Annotated in this window: 21 protein-coding genes; 11 read left to right on the top strand and 10 right to left on the bottom strand. The window is 66.7% G+C overall.

The window, feature by feature from the left end; all coding sequences use genetic code 11:
• Nucleotides 1-40: 40 nt before the first annotated feature.
• From ACTNFK_RS10340 to ACTNFK_RS10325, 4 genes are all read right to left on the bottom strand, one after another.
• On the bottom strand, nucleotides 41-1,351 hold the full coding sequence (locus ACTNFK_RS10340; protein WP_445117151.1) for an ISL3 family transposase: 1,311 nt from the start codon (nucleotides 1,349-1,351) through the stop codon (nucleotides 41-43).
• A 308-nt stretch (nucleotides 1,352-1,659) separates the two neighbouring features.
• Nucleotides 1,660-2,136, bottom strand: a complete 477-nt coding sequence (gene ispF, locus ACTNFK_RS10335; RefSeq protein ID WP_435937402.1) for a 2-C-methyl-D-erythritol 2,4-cyclodiphosphate synthase — start codon at nucleotides 2,134-2,136, stop codon at nucleotides 1,660-1,662.
• Nucleotides 2,133-3,005: a 2-C-methyl-D-erythritol 4-phosphate cytidylyltransferase gene (gene ispD / locus ACTNFK_RS10330; RefSeq protein ID WP_435937403.1), complete on the bottom strand. Its 873-nt coding sequence runs from the start codon at nucleotides 3,003-3,005 to the stop codon at nucleotides 2,133-2,135. The genes ispF and ispD overlap by 4 nt, the downstream gene beginning before the upstream one ends.
• Before the next feature lie 15 nt (nucleotides 3,006-3,020).
• Complete coding sequence (locus ACTNFK_RS10325) at nucleotides 3,021-3,506, bottom strand: CarD family transcriptional regulator (RefSeq protein WP_433646104.1); 486 nt, start codon at nucleotides 3,504-3,506, stop codon at nucleotides 3,021-3,023.
• A 167-nt stretch (nucleotides 3,507-3,673) separates the two neighbouring features.
• Between ACTNFK_RS10325 and ACTNFK_RS10320 the strand changes: the two genes are divergently transcribed.
• Nucleotides 3,674-4,246 (top strand): DNA modification methylase, encoded by a 573-nt coding sequence (locus ACTNFK_RS10320; RefSeq protein WP_435937404.1) that lies wholly within the window; start codon nucleotides 3,674-3,676, stop codon nucleotides 4,244-4,246.
• 142 nt (nucleotides 4,247-4,388) lie between these two features.
• Here the strand turns inward: ACTNFK_RS10320 and ACTNFK_RS10315 are convergent, their stop codons facing one another.
• On the bottom strand, nucleotides 4,389-5,087 hold the full coding sequence (locus ACTNFK_RS10315) for a winged helix-turn-helix domain-containing protein (protein ID WP_435937405.1): 699 nt from the start codon (nucleotides 5,085-5,087) through the stop codon (nucleotides 4,389-4,391).
• Nucleotides 5,084-6,331: a sensor histidine kinase gene (locus tag ACTNFK_RS10310; protein ID WP_435937406.1), complete on the bottom strand. Its 1,248-nt coding sequence runs from the start codon at nucleotides 6,329-6,331 to the stop codon at nucleotides 5,084-5,086. The genes ACTNFK_RS10315 and ACTNFK_RS10310 overlap by 4 nt, the downstream gene beginning before the upstream one ends.
• A gap of 208 nt (nucleotides 6,332-6,539) precedes the next feature.
• Here ACTNFK_RS10310 and phoU point away from each other — a divergent pair, with 208 nt between their 5' ends.
• The 3 genes from phoU to rlmB all read left to right on the top strand — a co-directional run bounded on the left by phoU (nucleotide 6,540) and on the right by rlmB (nucleotide 9,769).
• The gene (phoU, locus tag ACTNFK_RS10305) at nucleotides 6,540-7,181 is read left to right on the top strand and encodes a phosphate signaling complex protein PhoU (RefSeq protein ID WP_435937407.1); all 642 of its coding nucleotides are present in this window, start codon (nucleotides 6,540-6,542) and stop codon (nucleotides 7,179-7,181) included.
• A 99-nt stretch (nucleotides 7,182-7,280) separates the two neighbouring features.
• Nucleotides 7,281-8,765, top strand: coding sequence for a cysteine--tRNA ligase (gene cysS / locus ACTNFK_RS10300; RefSeq protein ID WP_435937409.1), 1,485 nt, complete (start codon nucleotides 7,281-7,283; stop codon nucleotides 8,763-8,765).
• Nucleotides 8,762-9,769, top strand: coding sequence for a 23S rRNA (guanosine(2251)-2'-O)-methyltransferase RlmB (rlmB, locus tag ACTNFK_RS10295; RefSeq protein WP_433646096.1), 1,008 nt, complete (start codon nucleotides 8,762-8,764; stop codon nucleotides 9,767-9,769). The genes cysS and rlmB overlap by 4 nt, the downstream gene beginning before the upstream one ends.
• Nucleotides 9,770-9,835: 66 nt before the next feature.
• On the opposite strand, the gene ACTNFK_RS10290 is transcribed toward rlmB, so the two are convergent.
• Nucleotides 9,836-10,396 carry an Rv3235 family protein gene (locus tag ACTNFK_RS10290; RefSeq protein WP_435937411.1) on the bottom strand — a complete coding sequence of 187 codons (561 nt, stop codon included), beginning with the start codon at nucleotides 10,394-10,396 and terminating at the stop codon, nucleotides 9,836-9,838.
• 184 nt (nucleotides 10,397-10,580) lie between these two features.
• Here ACTNFK_RS10290 and ACTNFK_RS10285 point away from each other — a divergent pair, with 184 nt between their 5' ends.
• Nucleotides 10,581-12,119, top strand: coding sequence for a sensor histidine kinase (locus tag ACTNFK_RS10285; protein WP_433646093.1), 1,539 nt, complete (start codon nucleotides 10,581-10,583; stop codon nucleotides 12,117-12,119).
• A 5-nt stretch (nucleotides 12,120-12,124) separates the two neighbouring features.
• Here the strand turns inward: ACTNFK_RS10285 and ACTNFK_RS10280 are convergent, their stop codons facing one another.
• Together ACTNFK_RS10280 and ACTNFK_RS10275 are read right to left on the bottom strand one after the other, a co-directional pair.
• Nucleotides 12,125-12,409, bottom strand: a complete 285-nt coding sequence (locus tag ACTNFK_RS10280) for a hypothetical protein (protein WP_435937413.1) — start codon at nucleotides 12,407-12,409, stop codon at nucleotides 12,125-12,127.
• On the bottom strand, nucleotides 12,406-13,776 hold the full coding sequence (locus tag ACTNFK_RS10275; RefSeq protein ID WP_435937415.1) for a PspC domain-containing protein: 1,371 nt from the start codon (nucleotides 13,774-13,776) through the stop codon (nucleotides 12,406-12,408). Before ACTNFK_RS10275 ends, ACTNFK_RS10280 begins: the two co-directional genes overlap by 4 nt.
• A gap of 113 nt (nucleotides 13,777-13,889) precedes the next feature.
• Here ACTNFK_RS10275 and ACTNFK_RS10270 point away from each other — a divergent pair, with 113 nt between their 5' ends.
• Both ACTNFK_RS10270 and ACTNFK_RS10265 read left to right on the top strand, forming a co-directional pair.
• Nucleotides 13,890-15,227, top strand: coding sequence for an ATP-binding protein (locus tag ACTNFK_RS10270; protein WP_435937416.1), 1,338 nt, complete (start codon nucleotides 13,890-13,892; stop codon nucleotides 15,225-15,227).
• Nucleotides 15,224-15,949: a LuxR C-terminal-related transcriptional regulator gene (locus tag ACTNFK_RS10265; RefSeq protein ID WP_435937418.1), complete on the top strand. Its 726-nt coding sequence runs from the start codon at nucleotides 15,224-15,226 to the stop codon at nucleotides 15,947-15,949. Before ACTNFK_RS10270 ends, ACTNFK_RS10265 begins: the two co-directional genes overlap by 4 nt.
• A 24-nt stretch (nucleotides 15,950-15,973) precedes the next feature.
• Here the strand turns inward: ACTNFK_RS10265 and ACTNFK_RS10260 are convergent, their stop codons facing one another.
• Nucleotides 15,974-17,842, bottom strand: coding sequence for a phospholipid carrier-dependent glycosyltransferase (locus ACTNFK_RS10260; protein WP_435937420.1), 1,869 nt, complete (start codon nucleotides 17,840-17,842; stop codon nucleotides 15,974-15,976).
• 97 nt (nucleotides 17,843-17,939) lie between these two features.
• Here ACTNFK_RS10260 and ACTNFK_RS10255 point away from each other — a divergent pair, with 97 nt between their 5' ends.
• The 4 genes from ACTNFK_RS10255 (at nucleotide 17,940) to ACTNFK_RS10240 (ending at nucleotide 22,594) form a co-directional block, all read left to right on the top strand.
• Nucleotides 17,940-19,706: a proline--tRNA ligase gene (locus ACTNFK_RS10255; protein ID WP_435937422.1), complete on the top strand. Its 1,767-nt coding sequence runs from the start codon at nucleotides 17,940-17,942 to the stop codon at nucleotides 19,704-19,706.
• A gap of 211 nt (nucleotides 19,707-19,917) precedes the next feature.
• Nucleotides 19,918-20,211 (top strand): WXG100 family type VII secretion target, encoded by a 294-nt coding sequence (locus ACTNFK_RS10250; RefSeq protein WP_435937423.1) that lies wholly within the window; start codon nucleotides 19,918-19,920, stop codon nucleotides 20,209-20,211.
• A gap of 20 nt (nucleotides 20,212-20,231) precedes the next feature.
• Complete coding sequence (locus ACTNFK_RS10245; protein WP_435937424.1) at nucleotides 20,232-20,549, top strand: hypothetical protein; 318 nt, start codon at nucleotides 20,232-20,234, stop codon at nucleotides 20,547-20,549.
• Nucleotides 20,546-22,594: an alpha/beta hydrolase gene (locus tag ACTNFK_RS10240; RefSeq protein ID WP_435937425.1), complete on the top strand. Its 2,049-nt coding sequence runs from the start codon at nucleotides 20,546-20,548 to the stop codon at nucleotides 22,592-22,594. Before ACTNFK_RS10245 ends, ACTNFK_RS10240 begins: the two co-directional genes overlap by 4 nt.
• The last annotated feature ends 3 nt before the right edge of the window (nucleotides 22,595-22,597 follow it).

The following is a 22,597-nucleotide window of genomic DNA, read 5'->3' as shown; positions in this document are numbered from 1 at the left end:
GATCAGGGCGGGGTGCGTACGCACCCCGCCCTTTTGCGGCTCATCGCATTTGTGAGTGTAGATACGGTCTGAAACCGCCAGCCTCGAGGAGCGACCTCGCGATGTAGTTCGTGAGGTTCCTAAATCCGAGCGCGGACCCGCGGAGGTGCTCAAGCCTGCCGTTGATCGCTTCGGTTGGTCCGTTCGATGTTCTCGGGTGATCGAAATACGCGAGGATGTCCACCCTTCGCCGGTCGAGCGTGTACGCGAGTTTCCGGAGCTCGGTGAACCTGGCCGGCGTGGTCTGTTTCACCGTGTCGATGATTTCCCGTAACCGTTTCCGGCCGAGACCTGCGAACTTCTCTCGGTACGCGGCGACGACTTGCTGGTACACGCGCCATGCTCGCCACACATCCCCATGACGGGGGTCAGCGAACACCGCATCAAGCCTCGCTTGCTGCTTTACGGTGAGGAACGCCTCCCCGGTTCTGAGGACCCGCCGCACCCCGTAGAGCGGGTCTTTCGCCCGGCCGCGATGCCCGAGGGTTTCTTGTTGCACGCGCTGCCGGGTGCGGTCGAGCATGTCACCGGCGAGCTGGACGACATGGAACGGGTCCATCACTTCGACGGCATCAGGGAGGTGCTCTTTCGATGCGGTCTTGAACCCGGTGAATCCGTCCATCGCGACGACCTCGATCCCGTCACGCCATGCTTGTGTGCGGTCGCTCAGCCAGCGACTGAACACCTGCTTCGAACGACCCGGCACCATATCGAGGAGCCTGGCCGGGCCTCGTTTCTCACGTACCGGGGTGAGGTCAATGAGCACGGTGACGTACTTGTCACCTCGGCGGGTGTGCCGCCACACATGCTCGTCGACACCAATCACCGTGACCCTGTCAAACCGGGCCGGGTCATTGATCAGCGCCCGGTGACCCTCGGCCAGGATCGCGGCGTTCGCGGTGTGCCAAGACACGCCGAGATTCGCGGCCGTGCACGACACGGTGAGGTGATCGATCACGACCGCTTCGAGCGCGAAACGCAGCCCTGCCCGGGTGATTTTCGCCCGTTCCGGTGCGGCCATGCTGGTGTCCTCACGCCACACCTTCCGGCACCAATCACATCGGTATCGGCGCACCCGGATTTTCAGCGTCGTGGCACGATGCCCGAACGGGGTATGCGCCAAGGTCCGCGTCACGGTATCGCGCAGCACGCCCTCAGCGCCACACCGCCGACACCACGGGTCGGGCTCGATGAGACGGCAGTCCAGCACGACCCTGCCGGGCTCGAATCTTTGCCCGACCGCGGTCAGGCCGAGCTGATCGAGCTGGCAGAAAGTCGTGAGATCGGCAGGTTGGAAGGTAGCGTGGTGCATGTCGAGGTCTTTCGGATGGGGAGCGTCAGAACTTCCATCATCGGGAGACCTCGACCCATCTCCACTGCACCACACCGCGGAGCACTTCTACACTCTTAAATGCGAAGAGCCCCTTTTGCGTCCCCGCGTCTGCGCCCCCGCGTGCCCGCACCCCGCACCTGCACCCGCACGTCCCTGCACCCGCGTACCCGCACCCCCGCACGTCCCGCAGCCCGCCGAGAGGGCGCAAGTCCACCACGTCGGGCGCGATCCACGTGGAATTGCGCCTTCTCGGTGCGGGTGGGGCGGCGTGAGTGAGTGGGCCGGCGTTAGCGGGTGGGGCTGCGCTCGATGAGGGCCGTCGCGATCGCCGCGAGCCCCTCGCCGCGACCCGTGAACCCGAGTCCGTCGGTGGTGGTGGCGCTCAGACTCACCGGGGCGCCCACCAATTCGGACATGCGGATCTGCGCCTCAGTACGGCGCGGTGCGAATTTTGGGCGCTGCCCCACGATCTGCACAGATATGTTGACGGGTTGCCAGCCCGCTTCTGCAAGGCGGGCAAGCGCGAGCGTCACGAAGCCGGTGCTTGCCGCACCCGCGGTGTGGGGCTGATCCACCCCGACGAGCTCGCCGATATCGCCGAGCCCGGCCGCACCCAGCAGTGCATCGACCACCGCGTGACAGACCACGTCGCCGTCGCTGTGCCCGGAAAGCCCGGGTTCGCCCGGCCAGTCGAGACCGGCGAGCCGAAGCGGCGCGGTGGGCTCATACGCGTGCACATCTACGCCGGTGCCGACGCGGATCATTTCGCCGCGTGGCTCTGTGGCGTGGCCGAATGTCGCCCCGACCGTGGTGCGAAGCTGTTCGCTTCCGAATGCAGCAACGTGCCCTCAAGCATGACGAGGTCAGCCGGAGTGGTGACTTTGTGTGCCAGCGGATCGCCCGGCACGACGTGGACGGTACCGCCGAAGCGCTGCACCACCTCGGCATCGTCGGTGGGGGTATCGCCCGCGCCGGCCCCGCCGGGTGCGCCTGCGCGAGCCTGCACGGAGTCGTGTGCGGCGGCGAGCCCCTCGCGGGTGAACCCCTGCGGGGTCTGCACGGCGACGAGCGACGCGCGATCCACAGTGGAGATGACCGTGCCGTGATCATCGACCTGTTTTAGCGTGTCGGCCACGGGAACACCGGGCACGACCGCTTCGCCCGTCTGGTGCACGCGATCGAGCACGCGCTCGAAGACCGCGGCCGGGGTGAGCGGGCGGGCCGCATCGTGTACCAGGACGGTCTTGATGGTGTCGTGCAAAGCCTCGATGCCGAAGCGCACCGACTCGTGGCGCTCGCGGCCCCCGGGCACAACCGACACCTGCCACTGGGAGCCCTCGGGCACCAGTTCATCGGCAAGTGCCAACGCCTCGCCCGCATGCCCCTCGGGCACCACGAGCACGAGCTGGCCCGGATGGGGGAGCGAAGTCACCGTGCGGATGCCGTGGGTCAGCAGTGGTGCGCCGCCGAGCTCGACAAACGCCTTAGGCAAGGAAGCGCCCAGCCGTTCGCCGCGGCCCGCGGCTACCAGAATGACGCCGAGCTCTGCAACGTGATGCAAAGAAGTATCAGCAATCACCGACGTGTCAGCACGCACCGGTGTCTCAACACGCACAGGGGTGTCAGCGCTCATGGCCGGGGCAGCTCGCTAGGAAGCGAGCACCTCGTCGAGCACTTTCGATGCCTGCTCTTCGTCGGTCTTCTCGGCGAGAGCGAGCTCAGACACGAGGATCTGACGCGCCTTCGCGAGCATGCGCTTCTCGCCAGCGGAGAGCGAGCGCACCTCTTGGTCGCGACGCCACAGATCGCGAACGACCTCGGACACCTTGATGACATCGCCGGAGGCGAGCTTCTCAAGGTTGGCCTTGTATCGGCGTGACCAGTTCGTCGGCTCTTCGGTGAACGGCGCGCGAAGCACCTCGAACACCCGCTCGAGCCCGTCTTGATCAATGACATCGCGCACACCGACCAAGTCGCAGTTCTCTGCGGGAACCTCGATGGTGAGGTCGCCCTGGTTGACCTGCAGCTTCAGGAAAAGCTTTTCCTCGCCGCCGAGCTTCCGCTTCTTCACCTCGATGATCTTGGCAGCGCCGTGATGGGGATAGACGACGGTCTCTCCGACCTCAAATTGCATCGAGTTGGCTCCTTATATCAGTCCAACCCTTAGTTTACCACATCACTCGCCGTCAGTGAGGTGAGCCTAAGCTGCGGTCAAGACCTCAGGCGAGATAGTATAGTTTCAAACCGTCAGCGCCGTTTGTGATGCCTCGTGCATCGCCCACCGTCCGGAGGACACCCACCTTGAAGACTCGTCGGATCGCATCTTCCATCGCTCTCGCGGCGGCCATTACCCTCGGGGCAACTGGCTGCGGCTTTGCAGTGCCACAGGCGACGACAGATCCGTACGCACCAAGCGACGGCATCGACGCATCGGTTGCCGGCGTTGAGGTGCGCAACCTGATGCTGATCGCCGACGAGAAGAGCGAGAATTTCAACGTCGTGTTCACGGGCGTGAACACCGGTACCACCACGCTCGATCTGCGCATCACCTTTGTGAGCGAGAGCGGATCGGCCGAGGCCTCCGCCGACTTCACGGTCGAGCCGGGCAGCACGCTCTTCGGCGATCCCGAGGGCGACAACCCACCCGTGTTCGTGTCTCTTCCCGACCTGGCGGCCGGTGCCACGATCAACGCATTCCTCCAGGTTCCGGGCGGTGCCGACGTCGAGCGCGAGGTTCCCGTACTCGATGGCACGCTGCTCGAATACCGTTCGTTCGTGCTTTCGCCGTCAGACATCGCCGAGGAAGAGGAACTCTCGACCGAGTCGGTCGATGCGAACAACACCGACACCGGCGCTGAGGGTGCGGCCGAATAACCTCCCGCGCACAGCGACGACGAAGGGCCCCTGGGATTCCGGGGGCCCTTCGTCGCGTGTGGGGCAAGAGCGCCGCGTGTAGGGAGCGGTGCGGCGGGCGCACAGGCGATACGCGGGCGGGCGTGCCGGCCAGCGTGGAGGTCTACGCGAAGCGGTAGCCGACGCCGCGCACGGTCGTCACGAGCTTCGGGTCCTTCGGTTCTTCTTCGATACGTGAGCGGATCCGCTTGATGTGCACGTCGAGTGTTTTCGTGTCGCCGTAGTAGTCGCTGCCCCACACGCGGTCGATCAACTGACCCCGGGTGAGCACGCGACCCGAGTGTCGCATGAGCAATTCGAGCAACTCGAATTCGCGTAGCGGCATCGAGATTTCCTCGCCTCGCACGGTCACCGTGTGCCGCTCGGTGTCGAGCCGCACGCCCTGTTCGTCGAGCACGCCCTCCTCGTAGTAGTCCTCCTCCGGGTCATCACCCTCGCCCTCGCCACGTCGCAGGGCGGCGCGCACGCGAGCCAGCAGCTCCCGAGTGGAGTACGGCTTCGTGATGTAGTCGTCGGCGCCCAGTTCGAGCCCCACGACGATGTCAATCTCGCTGTCCTTCGCGGTGAGCATGATGATCGGCACTCGCGAGCGAGCGCGGATCGACCGGCAGACCTCGGTGCCGGGCAGCCCAGGAAGCATAAGGTCAAGCAACACGAGGTCTGCGTCGGAGCCAGGAAATACCCGTACCGCCTCCGTGCCGTCAGCCACGATCTGCACGTGATAGCCCTCACGCTCGAGGAGAAACGCGAGCGGCTCAGAGATCGAGGCCTCGTCTTCTACAAGCAGAATGCGCTTACTCAATTATTTGCCCTTTCAGTACGTGAAGGTGCTGTGTCCGGTGCCGCGGTGCGCGGGCCGAACTGATCGGTCAAAGCTTGGGCCTCAGCCTGCCTCCGCTTGCGCTTTGGTTTCTTTTCGGCCCCGCCTTGATTGACCAGTGGGAAGGTGAGGATGAAACTCGCGCCGACTCCGGGTTGCGACCACACATCGATGTCGCCGCCGTGCGCGCGCATGGTGTGCCGGGCGATCGAGAGCCCCAGGCCGGTGCCCCCGCCCTCGCGGCTGCGTGCCGCGTCGACCCGATAGAAGCGCTCGAAGATGCGGGGCAGATGCTCGGGCGGAATACCCTCGCCCTGGTCGGTAACGGTGATCGTGCACGTGCGTTTCGTCGATTCGACACCGATGCCGACTCGCCCGCCCTCGGGCGAATGGCGGATCGCGTTACTCAAGAGGTTCGCCAGCACGGTGCCGATCGAGGCAGGGCGTCCGAGCGTGACCAGCTCTTCGCTCGCGCCGCCGACATCGGTGAGCACCAGTGTCACCCCGTGTTGTGACGCGAAATCGCGATGCGCCTCGACTTCGGTGCGCACGACGGCGCGGAGTGAGACCTCTTCCCGGTCTTCGGGGCGCAACGTCGACTGCGCCTCGGAGAGCTGGATGATGTCGCGCGACAGGTCGCCAAGTCGGCGGGATTCCTTGATGAGCCGCCTCGCAAAGTTGCGCACGATGTCGGGCTCATCGGCACCCTCGAGAACCGCCTCCGAGAGCAAACCGATCGCGGCGATGGGAGTCTTGAGCTCGTGGCTGACGTTGGCGATGAAGTCGCGGCGCATGGCGTTCACCCGCTGCTCCTCGCCGAGATCGAAGGCGAACACCGCCAGAAACCTCTCCTGTATGCGCACGATCAGCACACGCACGGTGTCGCCGGGGTCTTGGGGGTCGGGCAAACGGGTGTCGGGCACCCCCGTGGTCATGACGCGGCGCGCCCGCTGCAAGAAGTCGGGGTCGCGCAGTTCCTCGCCCGTGACCCGGCGATCCTCGCGCGCCACGGGGTTCGCATACACGACCGACAGCGAGGCATCGAGCATCACCGCAAAACTATCGACCGCATTCAGGATCTCGACCGCAACCTCGGGAAGCTCTGGTCGCAGTGCTTGTGCCCGCCGCTTGCCCGCCGCCCGGGCTGTGACGACCATCCATGTGGCCAACGAGCCGGCAAGGGTGCCGAGGGCCACGGAGGCCAGCACGATGGCGGTCGGGGTCATGCCCCCATCGTATGCCCGGCCGTCACCCACACCCTCGCGCGTTCAGTTCCTGTTTACCTCCCGGGAGGTGACTGTTCACCTGTGCAAGTGAGACTATGGAACCAGTGCGTCGATTGTGGCGTGCCTGCAACGGTTGTCAATTGGCGACTGGACGGCGATCCACAATGACACGACTCACCTTTTTGGAACCGGAAGGGAACCGTTCGACATGCGCGAAGTATTTCAGCAGGAGCTCGCCGAGGTGCAGAGCCGCCTGGTGCAGATCGCCGAACTCGTGGAGATCGCGATTCAGCAGGCCACCACAGCGTTTCGCACGAGCGATGTGTCACTTGCCGAGCAAGTGATCGAGAGCAACGAGCGCGTCGAGCAGATGGCCGCCGAGCTCGACGAACTCACGATCGACATTCTTGCCCGCCAGCAGCCCGTCGCCAGCGATCTCCGCCTCATGGTGGGCGCGCTGCGCATGGGATCGTCGCTCGAGCGGATGGCCGACCTGGCCGAGCACATTGCCCAGCTCGCGCGGTACCGCTACCCCGAGAGCGCGATTCCGCAGGGCCTGCGCAAGACATTCGCGCGCATGGGCGAGCTCGACGCCAAGATCGCGGGCAAGCTCGTGGAATTGCTGCGCACGCAGGATCCCACATTCATCGACGACATTCGCGACATCGACGACGCGATCGACGAGTTACACGCGAAGGTGTTCGAGAAGGTTCTGAGCGACAAGGTCAGCACAGACACCACGGGTGTCGTTGACGCGACCCTCGCGAGCCGCTACCACGAGCGATTTGGCGATCATGCGGTGAACATCAGCCGGCAGGTGAACTACTTCCTGCGCGGCGCGCTGCTCTAAGCCGGTTTTCGTGCATCCAGGTATTTCCTGAATCCCCAGGTGGATCGCGATGCTCGTGCCCACTGCGCCCGGGGCCTGTCGTTGCCCTAGTCTTGAAGCGTGAAACAGCGCATCTACGACTCCCGACAACAGGACGTGGTCGACCTCGCACCGCGGGTGTCGGGCGAGGTCTCGATGTATGTGTGCGGGCCGACGGTGCAATCAGCCCCGCACATCGGGCACTTGCGCAGCGCCCTCGTCTACGACCAGATGCGTCGCTGGTTGACGGCGATGGGGCAGCGAGTCACGCTGATCCGCAATGTCACCGATATTGACGACAAGATTCTCGACAACGCACGCGAGGCACAGCTTGCTGGGGGCGAGGAGCAGTGGTGGGCGCTCGCGTACCGCGTGGAGCGCGATTTCACCGCAGCTTACGACGCGATCGGGGTGCTGCCCCCCACCTACGAACCGCGCGCCACCGCGAACATCGCCGAGATGGTGGCGCTGATTGCGCGACTCATTGAGCGTGGGCACGCCTACCAGGCCGAAGACGGTTCGGCGAGCGTGTACTTCGACACGGGCAGTTGGCCCGACTACGGCGACCTCACCCGGCAGCGCCGCGATCAGATGGAAGATGCTACTGACTCGGAGCCGGTCGGCAAGCGCGATCCGCGCGACTTTGCGCTGTGGAAGGCGCGCCGCGCGCACGAGCCCGAGAGTGCCGCCTGGCCGTCTCCGTGGGGGCTCGGCCGTCCGGGCTGGCACATCGAGTGTTCGGCCATGGCGACGAGATACCTCGGCGAAGAGTTCGACATTCACGGGGGCGGGCTTGACCTGCGCTTCCCGCACCACGAAAACGAGTTGGCACAGTCGGCGGCGGCCGGGCATGCCTTCGCGCGGCACTGGATCCACAACGGCCTCGTCAACACCGGCGGCAAGAAGATGTCGAAGTCGCTGGGCAACTCGCTCTTCGCGCACGACCTGCTGCGCGCCGCGCGCCCGGTGGTGCTGCGCTACTTCTTGGGCTCTGCGCACTACCGCTCGGTGCTCGAGTATTCTGCCGCTTCGCTCGCCGAGGCGGCGGCCGCGTTCGAACGCATCGAGGGGTTCTTGGAGCGTGCGGAGACATTCGTGTCGGAGGGTCATGCGGGTGGCGGCGCGGCCGCGCATCTCGTGCGCATGATGCCGCTCGGCGGGACCGCGACGAGCGAGATGCTGCCCGATGACTTTATTGCGGCTATGCTTGACGACTTCGGGGTGCCGCAGGCGCTCGCGACCCTTCACGGGGCCGTGCGCGCAGGGAACACCGCGATAGACGCGGGTGACGCAGGGTCGGCCCTGGCCCGCGCGACCGAGGTGGTCGCCATGCTTGACGTGTTGGGCCTTGACCCACGCGACGAGCACTGGGCTGCCTCGGGAGGAGTCGCGGGCGGTGCGGAAGCCGCAGCGCTCGACACCCTGGTCACCGCCCTGATCGAAGAGCGCCGAGAGGCGCGCGCACGCAAGGACTTCGCCACGAGCGACGCGATTCGCGATCGCTTGCAGCAGGCGGGGGTCGCCCTGGAAGATAGCCCGAACGGAACCCGCTGGAGTCTCGCATGAACATGAAGAAATCGCGCCCCGGCGCAGTACGTAAGAAGAGTCGCGGCAAAGCCGTCGGTTCGGGCGGGCAGGGGCGCCAGGCCCTTGAGGGCCGCGGCCCGACGCCGAAGGCAGAGGATCGACCCTACCACCCCGCGGGTAAGGCGAAGGCCGCAAAGGATCGCTACGTGGCGGCCGGCGGCAAAGACCCGCGTCGCGGCGCCAAGCCCGAACGGCAGCAGCGCGGCACGCGCAAACCCACCGACGATACCGAGCTGGTCACTGGCCGTAATTCGGTGCTCGAGGCGCTCCGCACCAAGATCCCCGCAACCGCGTTGTACGTCGCGGCCAAGGTTGAGATGGACGAACGCATGCGCGAGATCCTCGGCATCGCCGTGGGTCGCGGCGTGCCCGTGCTCGAGATTATGCGCCCCGAACTCGACCGCATGACCTCGCGCGACACCGTGCACCAGGGCGTGGCGCTGAAGGTGCCCGCGTACGAGTACGCGCACCCGTTCGACCTGCTTGAGTCGGCAGTGGATCGCGGCGAGACGCCGTTGCTCGTCGCCCTCGACGGCATCACCGACCCACGCAACCTCGGGGCGATCATCCGCTCCGTCGCCGCGTTCGGCGGGCAGGGTGTCATCGTGCCCCAGCGCCGATCGGTCGGGCTCAACTCCGCCGCGTGGAAGACCTCGGCCGGGGCCGCCGCCCGCATCCCCGTCGCCATGGCCGCGAACCTCACCCAGACGCTGAAGGCGTTGAAGGAGCAGGGCGTGTTCGTGCTCGGGCTTGACGGCGACGGCGACGTGTCGCTGCCGGGTCTTGAACTGGCGGATCGCCCGCTCGTGATCGTTGTCGGCAGCGAGGGCAAGGGTCTGTCGCGGCTCGTCACCGAGACCTGCGACGCGGTCGTGTCGATCCCGATCACGGCGGCCACCGAGTCGCTGAACGCGGGCATCGCGGTGAGCGTCTCGCTGTATGAGATCTCGAAGCTGCGGGCCGAACGCGCGCCAGAGCAGTAGCCGCACCGGCACCAGCACCGAACTCGCACCAACACCCTCACCGAACTCACACCGATACCGTAACCACTACAGCACCGTAATTTCGGTCGCCCGCCAGCGGTCGGTCACCCACTCGAGTCGCATGGCGACCGCGTGGGTGCGCCGATTGGTTTCGAGCACCACCGATGCTTCGATCGCGTGTGGTGCTGGCCTGCACAGCACCACACGCTTCGGCCTGGGCGCGGAGTGACGCTCATCCTTGAAGAGGTGACGTCGCTCCATGCGCGCGGCGCGTACCTGGCCGAGGTGCACGGCGAGCTTCCAGGTGATCGCGTTGCCGAGTTGAGCCAGGCCCCGGGTGCCCTCGAGCGCCTCAAACACGTGCACCGCCATCGCTCCGATCATTCGTGGATCGGGGCCGGGTAGCTCCTGAACACGCCGCTCGGCACCGGGCAATTCCGTGCGCGAGCGCTGCGCCTTGGCTGCCTGATGGGAGCCCGACTGCGAGACCAGTTGCGTGGGCGGCTCCGGTGGCGTCAGAGGGAGCGGCGGAGACGGGGTCGGCACCAGGGTGAGGTGTGCGGGTGTTGCTGGAGTTGCTGGAGTTGCTGGTGTGGGCGCAACTCTGAGCGTGGCGACAGGGGGCATTGCGGGCTCCGTTCGAAGATGTCTCTCGCGGCGCCGTGCCCCCTGTTTCCCCTGGCTGCGCCGAAAGCTCGGCATTGTACCGAGAGTCCCCACGATAGGCGTGAACGGCTGCCGCGTGTCAATGAGCAATTACGCCCAGTGTCAGGGCGCTTTGGATCAGCCGGCGCCTCAGTACACTCGAACCATGGCTACGCTGCGCAACCTCGCAACCAAGTACTCGACCCTGGGCGAGGAAGAGATTCAATGGCTTGAACTCATGGCACCCGACTTCCCCCTGCTTGCCGATCTCTCGCTGGGCGATGTCGTGCTCTGGGTGCCCACCGCTGACGGCAATTACATCGCGGCCGCGCACAGTCGCCCGGCCGGCTCTATCACGCTGTTCTACCGTGATGTCATTGGCGACGTGCTGCGCCCCGACTGGCGAGAGGTCGTAGACGAGGCGATGCAAACGCGGCAGCCCTCAAACTCACGCGCCCCGATTTGGGTCGAGGAGAACGCTATGAAGCTGTGGGCGTTTTCCGTGAGTCGTCGAGACGATACCGGCGGCACCACGGCCCGCAACACCGATACCGGCGTGATCACCACACCAGCTGGCTACCAGACCGAACCATTCGCGGTGGTCACGGTGCACACGAGTGCCTCTGATATGCAAAGCGATACGCGCATTGGAAAGGCATTCCGAGAGGTCGCCTCCGACCTGTTCGTCATGATTCAGCAGGGCCTGTTTCCCTCACCAGGTTCGACGCGCGGCCGTGAGCGCGGGGCCCCGCGTGCATCTGACGGTCTCGTGCGCGTTAATACCCAGGGCATTGTGACCTTTGCGAGCCCGAACACGCAGACCACCTTCGCTCTCCTGGGGCATCGCGACGAGCTCGAGGGCGAGAACTTCGCCGAAGATGTGGCGAGCCTGGTGCACGGCCAGTCAGACACCAACGAGTCCCTGCCGCTGATCACCCAGGGCAAGGTTGCCAAGCGCGCCGATATCGAGGTGAACGGTCGAACCGTGACCCTGCGGTCGATTCCCGTGATCCGCGATGAACAGCGCATCGGGGGCATCGTGCTCACCCGCGATGTGACCGAGTTGCGGCATCAGGAGCAGGAACTCATCACCAAGGATGCGACGATTCGCGAGATCCACCATCGCGTGAAGAATAACCTGCAGACCGTGGCGTCACTGCTGCGCGTGCAGGCCCGCCGGGCGCGCAGCGAAGAGGCGAAGCAGGTGCTCGGCCAGGCCATGCGACGCGTCGCGGCGATCGCGGTGGTGCACGACACGCTCTCGACCGGATTTTCGCAGATCGTCGATTTTGACCTGGTCTTCGACCGGGTGATCAGCCTGGCCGCCGAGGTGGCCAGCCTGCACAACACCACGGTGCACCCGAGCAAGGTGGGGCGCTTCGGCGAACTGCCCTCGAGCTACGCCACGCCCCTCTCGCTCGCACTCACCGAGATCGTGACGAACGCCGTCGAACACGGGCTTGCTGGCCGCGAGGGTGAGGTGATCGTCACCGCCGATCGCACCGATAATCGGCTGGCGGTCGAGGTGATCGATACCGGCACCGGGCTTCCCGGCGGCACCGTCGGCGACGGGCTGGGCACCCAGATCGTGCGCACCCTCGTTGAAGGCGAACTCGGCGGATCGATTACCTGGGGCGCGCACGAGGGCGGGGGCACCCGAGTCGCGATCAACATTCCCCTGCACTGGATCAACACCGACGAGTAAGGGAACTAGCGCGAACTCGCGCCCCGAATGACCACGGCGATGCCGACCGCGAGCAGCAGCACGCCGAGCCCGATGACGGTGGTTGCGATCCACACGGCCGTGTCGACGGAGCTGGGTGCCAACTCGCGCTGCACTACGTAGGCGCAGAACACGAGAAACAGGGCGCCCCACACGATCGGGCCGGTGCGTGGCCGGGGCCTTTCTGATGCAAGGTGTGGATCGGTGCCATACGTTTCGGCTCCGGAGCCCGGAGCAGCGGGACGCGGTTCGGGGGTCGAGTCGGTAGTCATCGGGTGGCCTCGCTTTCTGATTCAGTGCCGTCGATTCTGGCGTTGCCGGCGAGCATGCGCACCTGCACCTCGGTGATGTCTGTGGCCGCGGCACCCTGCAGATTCGCGCCGGTCACATACATCTGAAACGGGCCTCTGATCGTGCGCGTTTCACCGTCAGTCGAGGTCGCGATGGTATTGCCTGCCAGCAGATTCACCGTGACGCGGGTGGGGTGATCGTCGGGCAACTCGATATCGACATTTCCTGCGAACATCCAGACCTCAATCGTGCGGCCCGCGTCGCGTTCGTCGAGCGCGCTCAGGTCGAGCTCGGCGTTGCCGGCAAACACCGCGAGACCTGAGTCGGATGGGGTGTTTTCGGTCACCCGAACCTCGGCATCGCCGACCGGGCGGAACGTGAGATTGTCGGGCATCAGCGAGGTGTACGGGGTGAAGAGCAGCGCGATCGCGCCGACGAGGGCCGCGAACCCGACCCACCCGCTGTACTTGCCGCGGACCCCGGCGATGATCATCGAGAGGGCGCAGACCGCGACCGCGGCCACGATCGACGTCGTGTACACGAACCGGCCGTCTTCGCCGATGCTCAGCCCCCAGGCGGCGACCCCGCCCGCAGCCAAGAGCGCGAGTGCGAGGGTGATCAGGATGTGACCGGCGCCGAGCTTGCGCGCTTCGTAGCGCAGTCGTTCGCGCTCTGCCCACGCGGTGGTGTCTTCTCCCACTTTTTGCCCCCAAGCGGTTGCCTGTTCAGAGGCCTTCTGACCCCATGCGGTGGCGTCGTCGGCCAGCTTCTGGGTCCATTCGGCCGCATCGGGTTGCGGTGCGGCGCTGGCCCGGCGGAGTCCGCCGCGGCTGATCCACACGATGAACCAGATGAGCGCCGCTGGCAGCAGCACCGCCCACCAGATGATCGACGCGGTGACCTGCACCCAGTCGGGAACGCCGAAGACGTCCCACATTACCCACGTCGTTGGGCCACGGAAGATGCCCGAGATGGTTGCGACCACGACCGGCACGAGCACCAGGGCCGCGATCAGCACGGCGGCCACGATTACGCCGGGGCGAGCGCGCCCACGAAACAGCTCTTCCAGGTGGATCTTGCCGCTCGGGTCGGGCAGCAGCAGCCAGCCCGCGAGGTACAGCACGAGACCAGGGCCGCCCAGCACGGCGAGCACGACAAAGATGCCGCGCACGATGAGGGGGTCGATGTTCGCCCGGCCGGCGATGCCCGCGGCGACACCCGCGAACCAGCGATCGCTACTATTGCGCACGATGCCCAGGCCGCGCAGCCACCCAAAGAAGCCGCCTGCGGCGTGCGGGGGCTGCTGCGGGCCCGATGAAGAGGGTGCGGGGGGAGGAATGTCGTTCATGCTTCGAGTGTGCACCCGTCTGCGGCCCGCCGCCATGGGGGTTCTTACTGATTCGACCCTGAACAATGCCGCCGGCTGGCCCGTATGTCGGTGCCGGGTGCTTGGATAGAACCATGTCCCAGATGCCGCTGCAGCGCCCCCGTGAGGGGCGAGTGCTCGCTGGAGTGTGCGCGGGCCTCGCGGCGCACCTCGGTCTGCCGGTCTTTTGGGTGCGCATCGCGATGGTCGGTTTCGCGCTCTTCGGTGGGGCGGGCGCGCTCTTCTACGCGTGGCTGTGGATCCTGGCCCCAGCCGAGGTGGAGGATTCGGTGGTGCCCATGCGCCGTGCACTGACGCAGCCGGTGCTCGAGTCGGATGCGAGCCAGGGAGCGAATCCGGGGAGCATCCCGGGCTTGAGTGCGAAGACTCGCGCCGATCCTGGTGGCAGCGCGAGCGTGCGGCCCGGGGCCTCAGCGCCCGCGCGGAGGCACTGGCCGGTCGCAGAGCTGCTCTTCGGAGCGTGTTTCTTGGTCGCCGGCGTAGCCCTCGTGCTCTCGCAACTGGGGGTGGAGCTTCGGCTTGAGATCCTGTTGCCCACGCTCGCGGTCCTCGTGGGCGTGGGGCTCGCGTGGTGGCAGATTGCCGACCGCGACCGGCCCGAGCGCCACTCGGTACCCCGGGTGCTCGGCGCGTTGGCACTCGTCGCGGTGGGCGTGCTGATGTTCTTCGTCACGGCCCGGGAACCGAGTGTCGTCACCGTCGTCGCTGCGGCTCTGGCGGTGCTCGCCGGGGTTGCCCTCGCCATTGCCCCGTGGCTGCTGCGGCTCAATCGCGAACTGGTCGCCGAGCGGGCTGGTCGCGCGCGCGAGGCGGAGCGCGCGGAGATCGCAGCGCACCTGCACGATTCGGTGCTGCAGACGCTCGCGCTGATCCAACAGAGATCGGAGCCGGGCAGCGAAGTCGCACGCATCGCCCGGGGCCAGGAGCGTGAGCTTCGCGAATGGCTCTTCCGCGGGGCGGACGGTGCGCCCCCGGCTGCGAGCTCGGCGGTCGACGGAGAATTGCGCCAGCACGCCGCGGCGCTTGAGCATGAGTATGCGGTGCGGTTCGAGATCGTCGCGGTGGGGGCGATGGCGGAAGCCAGAGTTCCCGAGGCGATCGTGTCGGCCGCGCGCGAGGCGATGCTGAACGCGGCCAGGCACGCGGGGGGCGATGTGACGGTGTATCTCGAGGTGGGCCCCGAATCGGTCTCGATCGACGTGACCGATCGAGGGCCGGGCATCGATATCACGCAGCTCCCCGACGGTCGCATGGGCGTGCGCGAGTCCATACTCGGGCGAATGGAACGCGCGGGCGGATCCGCGCGGATCGTGGCCGGGCCGGGCGGCACCGGCACGTCGGTGCGCCTCTCCATGCCTCGCGGCGAGGCTGCCGGGCTGGGTGCACCCCCGATCGAACAGGACACGAGATGAACGAATACCAGCGCCCGGGGCCGCATGCCCAGTCGGATCATGTTCCTGAGCTCGCGACTGAGCCGACCCCGATCCGCGTGGTCATCGTCGACGATCACCAGATTTTTCGCACGGGACTGCGCGCGGAGTTGGGGTCGCAACTTGAGGTTGTGGGTGAGGCCGCGACTGTCGATGAGGCGATTGCGTGCATGCCGAAGGCGCTTCCCGACGTGGTGCTGCTCGACGTGCACCTGCCGGGTGGGGCCGGGGGCGGGGGTGCCGAGGTATTGCGCAAGCTGAGCGGCGTGCCTGCGCTGCAGGGCACCCGATACCTGGCGCTCAGCGTTTCAGACGCGGCAGACGACGTGGTGAGCGTGATCCGCTCGGGAGCCCGTGGGTATCTGACGAAGGCGGCATCGGGGGCCGAGGTGACCGCCGCGGTGCTGCGCGTGCACAGCGGCGACGCGGTGTTCTCGCCGCGGCTCGCCGGGTTCGTGCTTGACGCATTCGGTGCGGGGCTGGGCGAGACCGCGGCGGCCGACGACGAGCTCGATCGACTGTCGGTGCGCGAGCAGGAGGTCATGCGGATGATCGCCAGAGGGTATACCTACAAGGAAGTCGCCGCCGAGCTCTTCCTCTCGGTGCGCACGGTCGAGACTCACGTGTCGAACGTACTGCGCAAGTTGCAGCTCTCGAACCGGCACGAGCTGACCGCATGGGCGCTTGCCCGACGGCTGCTGTAGCGGTCTCGATCACCGACTTTCCGGTTAATCCCACCCGGGCAGCCACAGGTGGGCGCGCCAGAACCACTCGGCAATCGGCATGCCCGACCACGCCGGGAAGAACAGCACTGAGACCACCAGTGCGATGGCGAGGAAGATCGTCACGGCGATCCGCCGACCCAGGAGCGCCTCCGGTGAGCTATCGAGGTGGATCCCGGCGAGGGCCAGCAGCCCCGGGTGTCCGGGGCGGTGTCGGTGCCAGAGCGCGCCCAGTACGAGCGCCAGGGCGAGCGCGGCGAACGGTGTGAGCACCACCGCGTAGAACTGGAACACCGCTGAACGCGAGAACGTGAGCACCCAGGGCAACCATCCGGAGAGGTAGCCGACCAGCACGAACGCCGATGCCGCGCCGAGACCCGGGTTGCGCGCGAAGCGCGGGCGGCGAACCGCGATCCACCCGCTGCGCACGACCACCCACGTGAGTAGGAGCAACGCGGCGACCCCGCCCCACGTGACGAGCAGGTTGGGGAGCGGGGAGATCGCTGCGACGCAGCCGCTCGGCCACGGGCAGCCGTCGCCCTGCGGCCAGTTCACCTCGTACATGGCGGTGGGGCGGAGCCCGAGCGGCCAGGTCAGCGGGTGTGACTGGTAGGGGTGTGGGGCGGAGAGGGTCGCGTGCCAGGCCAGGGCATCCGCGTGCCACTGGGCGAGCGACACCCACCAGGGCTCGCCCGGTTCACGATTCTGCGCGGTGGGCGAGGCGATCCACCCCCACCAGCTGACGAGATACGCGAGTGCCGCGGCGGGGAGGGCGAGTGCCGCGGTGACGAGGGCCTGCAGGGCCGCGCCAGCGAGGGGGCGCACCCTTGCGCCGCCGGGAGGTCGAATGCTGAGCGACGGGCCACTGTGAGTCTGCCCGCTGTTGGCCTGATCCGTTCGAAATCTGCGCCAGGTGTCGACGGCCACGATAAACAGCAGGAACGCGGCCAGTGGGTAGAGACCCGACCACTTGATCGCGGCCGCAGCGCCGAAGGTGAGGCCTGCCGCCAGCAGCCACGGCCTGCGCCAGATGATGTGCCGCCCAGGCTGCCCTGCCTGAGTCACCCCTGCCTGTGCCACTCCTGCTTGTGCTGCTCCTGCTTGTGCCACTCCTGCCTGCGCCGCTCCTGCTTGTGCCGGTCTTGCCTGTGCCGCCCTCTCTTCGCTCGGAGATCCGCGCAAAATCGGATCGATTTGCGGCTTTTCCTCCTGGATTGTGTGTTTCTCCGAGCCACGGGAAGAGGTTGTGCTCGAACACACATCCCGCCACACGAAAAGCGCCCCCAACAGCACGAAGAGGGTGAGTAACCCATCGAGCAGCGCCACGCGGGTGAGCACCACATGCACGCCGTCGATTGCGAGGAGGAGCCCCGCGACGCAGGCGACCCACAGGCTGCGGGTCATGAGCCAGCCAAGCCGCATGGTGATTCCCACCGTCGCCACCCCGGCAAGCGCGACGGCGGATCGCCACCCCCAGCCGGTGTCGGCACCAAAGAGCAGAACGCCCAGACCGATGAGCCACTTGCCGAGCGGAGGGTGCGCGATCGTGCTCGCCTGATCGCTGAAGGCGAGGGCGCGCTCGCCGCCGAATGCGGGGTCATCGTCGGGCCAGGTCGTCGGGAACCCGTTCGCCAGCTGGCTCACCGCGTCGCGCACGTAGTACAGCTCGTCGAAAACGAGCGAGTCCGGGCGGCCGAGCGCCCAGAACCTGAGTGCCGCCGCGAGAGCCAGCACCGCGATCACCGCCAACGGCGCCAGCAGGGAGCGAGGTGCACGGGGCTTCTGCCATCCCAGCGGCGCACCTGAATCCTGCGCTCCGGCGCTTATGCGCGAGCGCGGCGACCGCGAGGCAGCGGCGGGTGGAGGAACGGGCACGCCTCCAGCCTAGGCTGGGCGGATCGGTGCCAGGGCCGCGGGTGATCGGCTGATCCGCTGGGCCATCGAGGCCTCGCCTGCGGCTACGATAGATTTCGTGCTTACACGCCTCTCGAACTACTTTCTGAAGACGCTCCGCGAAGACCCGGCTGATGCCGAGGTGACGAGTCACCGGCTGCTCGTGAGGGCTGGCTACATCCGCCGCCAGGCCCCCGGGGTGTTTGCCTGGTTGCCACTCGGGCTGCGCGTGAAGTCGAAGCTTGAGCAGATCGTGCGTGACGAGATGGCTGCCGCCGGGGCGCACGAGGTCCACTTTCCGGCGCTGCTTCCGCGCGAACCCTACGAGGCGACCGGCCGATGGGACGAGTACGGCGACGGATTGTTCCGCTTGCAGGATCGGCACGGCGCCGATTACCTCCTCGCGCCGACGCACGAGGAGGTCTTCACGCTGATGGTGAAAGACATCGTGACGTCGTACAAAGATCTTCCGCTGTCGCTCTACCAGATTCAAGACAAGTACCGCGACGAGGCGCGGCCGCGCGCCGGCCTGCTGCGCGGCCGTGAGTTCACGATGAAGGATGCCTACTCCTTCGATGTCACCGACGCGGGGCTCGAGGCGAGCTACCAGGCGCAGCGCGATGCCTACGAGCGCATCTTCACGCGGCTCGGGCTCGAGTACGTGATCGTCTCGGCAGACGCGGGTGCGATGGGTGGATCCAAGAGCGAAGAGTTTCTGCTTCCCACCGAGATCGGCGAAGACACGTTTGTGCGCTCGGCCGGTGGATACGCGGCCAATGTCGAGGCGTATGTGACGCCTACGCCCGATCCGCTGCCCATCGAAGGGCAGCCTGAGGCGGTCGTGTACGACTCGCCAGACACCCCGACCATCGAGACGCTGGTCGCGCTCACCAACGAGGTGCTGCCGCGCGCCGATGGCCGTGCCTGGGAGGCCGCCGACACCCTGAAGAACGTGGTGCTCGCGCTGACCGCGGCCGACGGCACGCGCGAACTGGTGGTCGTCGGTATTCCGGGAGACCGTGACGCCGACATGAAGCGCGCCGAGGCTGCCTTTGGTGGCGCCGAAGTCGAGCCCGCGAATGCCGCAGATTTCGCGAAACACCCGCTGCTCGTGAAGGGGTACATCGGCCCGGGCGCCGCAGGGGCGCCGGTGCTCGGCGAGGCGGGATCCACTGGTGTGCGTTACCTGCTCGACCCGCGCGTGGTTGCGGGAACGTCGTGGGTGACCGGCGCGAACGAGCCCGAGAAGCACGTTGCGTACCTGGTCGCTGGGCGCGACTTCGCGGGCGACGGCGTGATTGACATTGCTTCGGTGCGAGACGGCGACCCGGCACCCGACGGGTCGGGCCCGATTGAGACGGCGCGCGGCATGGAGATCGGTCACGTGTTCCAGCTCGGGCGCAAGTATGCCGAGGCGCTCGGACTCAAGGTACTCGACGAGAACGGCAAGTTGGTGACCGTGACGATGGGGTCGTATGGCATCGGCGTGACTCGCATCATGGCGATTCTTGCCGAACTGCACAACGACGATCGCGGGTTGATTTGGCCGCGTGCGATCGCCCCGTTCGACGTGCATCTTGTCGCGACCGGCAAAGACGCGGCGATCATCGGGATCGCCGAATCGCTGGCAAGTGCCCTTGATGCAGCCGGCGTGGAGGTGCTGTTTGACGACCGCCCGAAGGTGTCACCAGGCGTGAAGTTCGGCGATGCCGAGCTCATTGGCGTGCCGCGCGTGGTCGTGGTGGGCCGCGACGCGACCGAAGGGTTCGCCGAGGTTTGGGATCGCGCCACCGGCGCCAAAGAGAAGGTCGCACTGGTCGACGTGCCTGGGCTGTTTGGGGCATAGGCTCGCTTTTTCCCAGTGGATCAGGGGCGCTGCCGGTGGCAGCGCCCCTTCTTTTTTCGCTCACAGGCGACCGTGCTCGGACGAACATCCACGAGTTCTCCACAGATCGGCCTCCGCCTCGTTTCCGACGCCCGCGCTCCGCTGAGATAGACGCAGAACGGTAGCGCCCGGTGAAGACATCGGGGCCGTGAGCGCGAGGGAGCGGATCCACATGACAAATATTCGGGTGACGTACGGCGATATTGAGCAGGTGGCGGGGCAGCTCGCCCAGGGGCGAGACGAGATCACCGCGAAGCTCCGCCTACTTGAATCGCAAATCACTACCCTCGTGTCGACCGGGTTTGTGACCGATCAGGCATCGGTGCGATTTCACTCGATGTACAGCGAGTACACGTCGGGCGCGGCGATCGTCGCGGAAAAGCTCAGCGAGATTCAATCTTTTCTGACACAGACGGCGGGCGCGATCCGCGATCTGGATTCACAACTCGCCGCCCGCATCAGCTGAGCACGGCCCGGTGACCTCGGATGCGCGATCGATTCGAAATCGACGACGAGAGTTTGCTTGCTGCTGGCTCGCTTCTCGCGCACGCTGCCGCTGCGGTGGTCGATGGGGGCTCCTCGGCGCCGCACATTGAACTGCAGTTGGTGACCCGCTCTGGTGACCGGGTGCGCTGGTTCTTGGAGGGTGTCGCTACTGCTCGTGCTGCGCTCGCCGACGCGGCAGGCACCGCCGGTCGGGCGGTTGCCGAAGTCATGCAGGTGAGCGCGGAGCTTGATGCCCGGCTTGCGGTGCAACTCGGTGATGGGTTTGCGGTGCCCCAGGTGAGGCGACCGAAGACATGACCTGGATTCCTTCGTCGGCCGAGGAAGTGTTGCCGAGTCAATCGCCTATTCTGGGATGCCCCGATGAGCCTTCTGCCGTGGCGCGGTACCTCGGGGGAACCGCGGACGGGGTCGCTCAGTATCGCGCGGCACTCCAGCGGGCGCAGCACACGCTCGGCCTCGTGCAGAGCGACGGTGTGACCGAGATTTCCGGGAAGATCGGGCAACGGCTGGAGGTCGGCGCGGTCGCGCTGAATCAGACGGCTGTCACCGCGCGGAGCGCGTTCGAGCACTACGCGGCCGAGATCGACCGCATCCACGCTGCGGCGCGGTGGGTGCACACGCGAGTCGAGGGGTCGCTGGCAGTGATTCGTGGCCAGCGCGACACGATTGACGAGATCTGCCGGGCGCTCGGGGCACGAGTTGAATTCCACTGGCGCGCTGGCCCGCCCGTCGTCATGCCCGCGCTGGCACTCGGGATCCCGGCCCCCGGAGCTGGCTGGATCGGCGTGCTTCCGCACGACGGAGGAGCGACCACCGGCGGCGCGATGGAGGCCCTCGCGGTGCGTGCTCGGTTCGAGCCACTGTGGGCCGCCGCCGTCTCGCGGTGGCGGGGCGCGGTCGACCAGATCGATGCGGATATCGACGAATGGCGGCGACTGTTCGATGAGCGGTCAAGTGCCGAACTCGCGCTACTGACGGCCCTCAACAGCACCGCCCTCGGGCAACTCATCACGGTCAGTGAGACGACGGTCGCTGCGCGTCGCAGCATCGTTGCGTTCGGCTTCTCGGGTGAGCTCTGGGGGCTCACTCGACCGCCAGTTTCCCCGGCCACGGAGCATGCCCTCCTGGTGCAGCTCCTGGGCACCCGCTCTGGGGCGGATACCTGGCACACCCCTCCCGCTCCGGCTCGCATAGCTGAGGGTTGGAGCGAGCTCACCCCCTCCGAACAACAGCAACTGATCGCGGAGGTGCCGTGGGTGATCGGCAACCTACCCGGCCTGCCGTTTCACGTGCGCGATCAGGCCAATCGGCGTCTGCTCGAGTACTACGCGCTTCACCACGACGGGCTGAGCCCTGAGTGCGTGGAGTTGCTGAGAGAGCTGACCAGCGCATTGCAGGACGACACCGGCAGTCCGCCGGTGTCGGTCGTCGCTCTGAATCTCAGCGGGAGCATTCCGATGGTTGCGGTCGGCTACGGCACCCTTGACACGTCATCGAGCCTGACCTGGGAGGTGCCCGGAATGTCGAGTGATGCCCACCTGGCACTTGGCTCCTGGCACCAGGCAAGCCAGAACCTCTACGGCACCCAAGAGCGCCTGCTCAATGCGCAGCGAAAACACACGAGATCGCGCGGGGGTGTGGCGCAAGCACCCGGTGTGATTGCGTTTCTCGCCTACGACACCCCGCACCTGCTGTCGGTCCTCTTCGCACAGTCGGCGCGAACCGGCGCTCACCGGCTTGCCGCCGAGCTTGACGGGGCCGCGGCGACCCGGGCGCACGGAGTGCCGCTGCCCACTCACGCGGTGATCGCGCACTCGTACGGCACACCCGTGACCGCGAACGCGCTCACTCTGACTCAGTACCCGGTGCAGTCGTTCACGATGCTCGGATCAGCAGGCCTCGACGACGAAGTTGTGAGGGCATTCTCCGACCTGAATATCGAACGGGATCACGCGGGAGCACCCAGAGTATTCACCACTCAGGCTGCGGGGGATCAGCTCGCGCCGCTGGGCGCGGCCCTCTCTGACCGGGCGCAACCAAATCCTGGGGCAGTAGCCGCCGGACAAGATCACATTCCGGGCGCGTATGTGTTCGGGTCAGACGGCTGGGGTGCCCTGCTCTCCACAGATGGCCACTCGGTCATCGGGGCGGGCGATCGAGGCCTGCTCGGCGGCAATGCTTCGACAGGTCGTGGCTACCTCGACATCGACACGCAGGCGCTTGTCGGTGCGGCCGCGACGAGTCTTGGCGCACTGCCGCATGTGCCCGGCGGGCTCACTCGGAATGGCCAGCCGATGGTCTCACCCGATACTCCATGGATCCTCTCGAAGGGAAACGAATAGTGA

The sequence above is a fragment of the Leucobacter fengyongliangi genome (assembly GCF_052386045.1).
The sequence above is the reverse complement of the archived record's forward strand: the minus strand, read 5'-3'. Positions and strand labels throughout refer to the sequence as shown.

Bases quoted from the DNA above. Each gene is read 5' to 3' on its own strand.
- ACTNFK_RS10340 (WP_445117151.1), bottom strand. From the start codon at position 1,351: ATGCACCACGCTACCTTCCAACCTGCCGATCTCACGACTTTCTGCCAG.
- ispF (WP_435937402.1), bottom strand. From the start codon at position 2,136: ATGATCCGCGTCGGCACCGGCGTAGATGTGCACGCGTATGAGCCCACC.
- ispD (WP_435937403.1), bottom strand. From the start codon at position 3,005: ATGAGCGCTGACACCCCTGTGCGTGTTGAGACACCGGTGCGTGCTGAC.
- ACTNFK_RS10325 (WP_433646104.1), bottom strand. From the start codon at position 3,506: ATGCAATTTGAGGTCGGAGAGACCGTCGTCTATCCCCATCACGGCGCT.
- ACTNFK_RS10310 (WP_435937406.1), bottom strand. From the start codon at position 6,331: ATGACCCCGACCGCCATCGTGCTGGCCTCCGTGGCCCTCGGCACCCTT.
- phoU (WP_435937407.1), top strand. From the start codon at position 6,540: ATGCGCGAAGTATTTCAGCAGGAGCTCGCCGAGGTGCAGAGCCGCCTG.
- rlmB (WP_433646096.1), top strand. From the start codon at position 8,762: ATGAACATGAAGAAATCGCGCCCCGGCGCAGTACGTAAGAAGAGTCGC.
- ACTNFK_RS10290 (WP_435937411.1), bottom strand. From the start codon at position 10,396: ATGCCCCCTGTCGCCACGCTCAGAGTTGCGCCCACACCAGCAACTCCA.
- ACTNFK_RS10285 (WP_433646093.1), top strand. From the start codon at position 10,581: ATGGCTACGCTGCGCAACCTCGCAACCAAGTACTCGACCCTGGGCGAG.
- ACTNFK_RS10280 (WP_435937413.1), bottom strand. From the start codon at position 12,409: ATGACTACCGACTCGACCCCCGAACCGCGTCCCGCTGCTCCGGGCTCC.
- ACTNFK_RS10275 (WP_435937415.1), bottom strand. From the start codon at position 13,776: ATGAACGACATTCCTCCCCCCGCACCCTCTTCATCGGGCCCGCAGCAG.
- ACTNFK_RS10270 (WP_435937416.1), top strand. From the start codon at position 13,890: ATGTCCCAGATGCCGCTGCAGCGCCCCCGTGAGGGGCGAGTGCTCGCT.
- ACTNFK_RS10265 (WP_435937418.1), top strand. From the start codon at position 15,224: ATGAACGAATACCAGCGCCCGGGGCCGCATGCCCAGTCGGATCATGTT.
- ACTNFK_RS10250 (WP_435937423.1), top strand. From the start codon at position 19,918: ATGACAAATATTCGGGTGACGTACGGCGATATTGAGCAGGTGGCGGGG.
- ACTNFK_RS10245 (WP_435937424.1), top strand. From the start codon at position 20,232: ATGCGCGATCGATTCGAAATCGACGACGAGAGTTTGCTTGCTGCTGGC.
- ACTNFK_RS10240 (WP_435937425.1), top strand. From the start codon at position 20,546: ATGACCTGGATTCCTTCGTCGGCCGAGGAAGTGTTGCCGAGTCAATCG.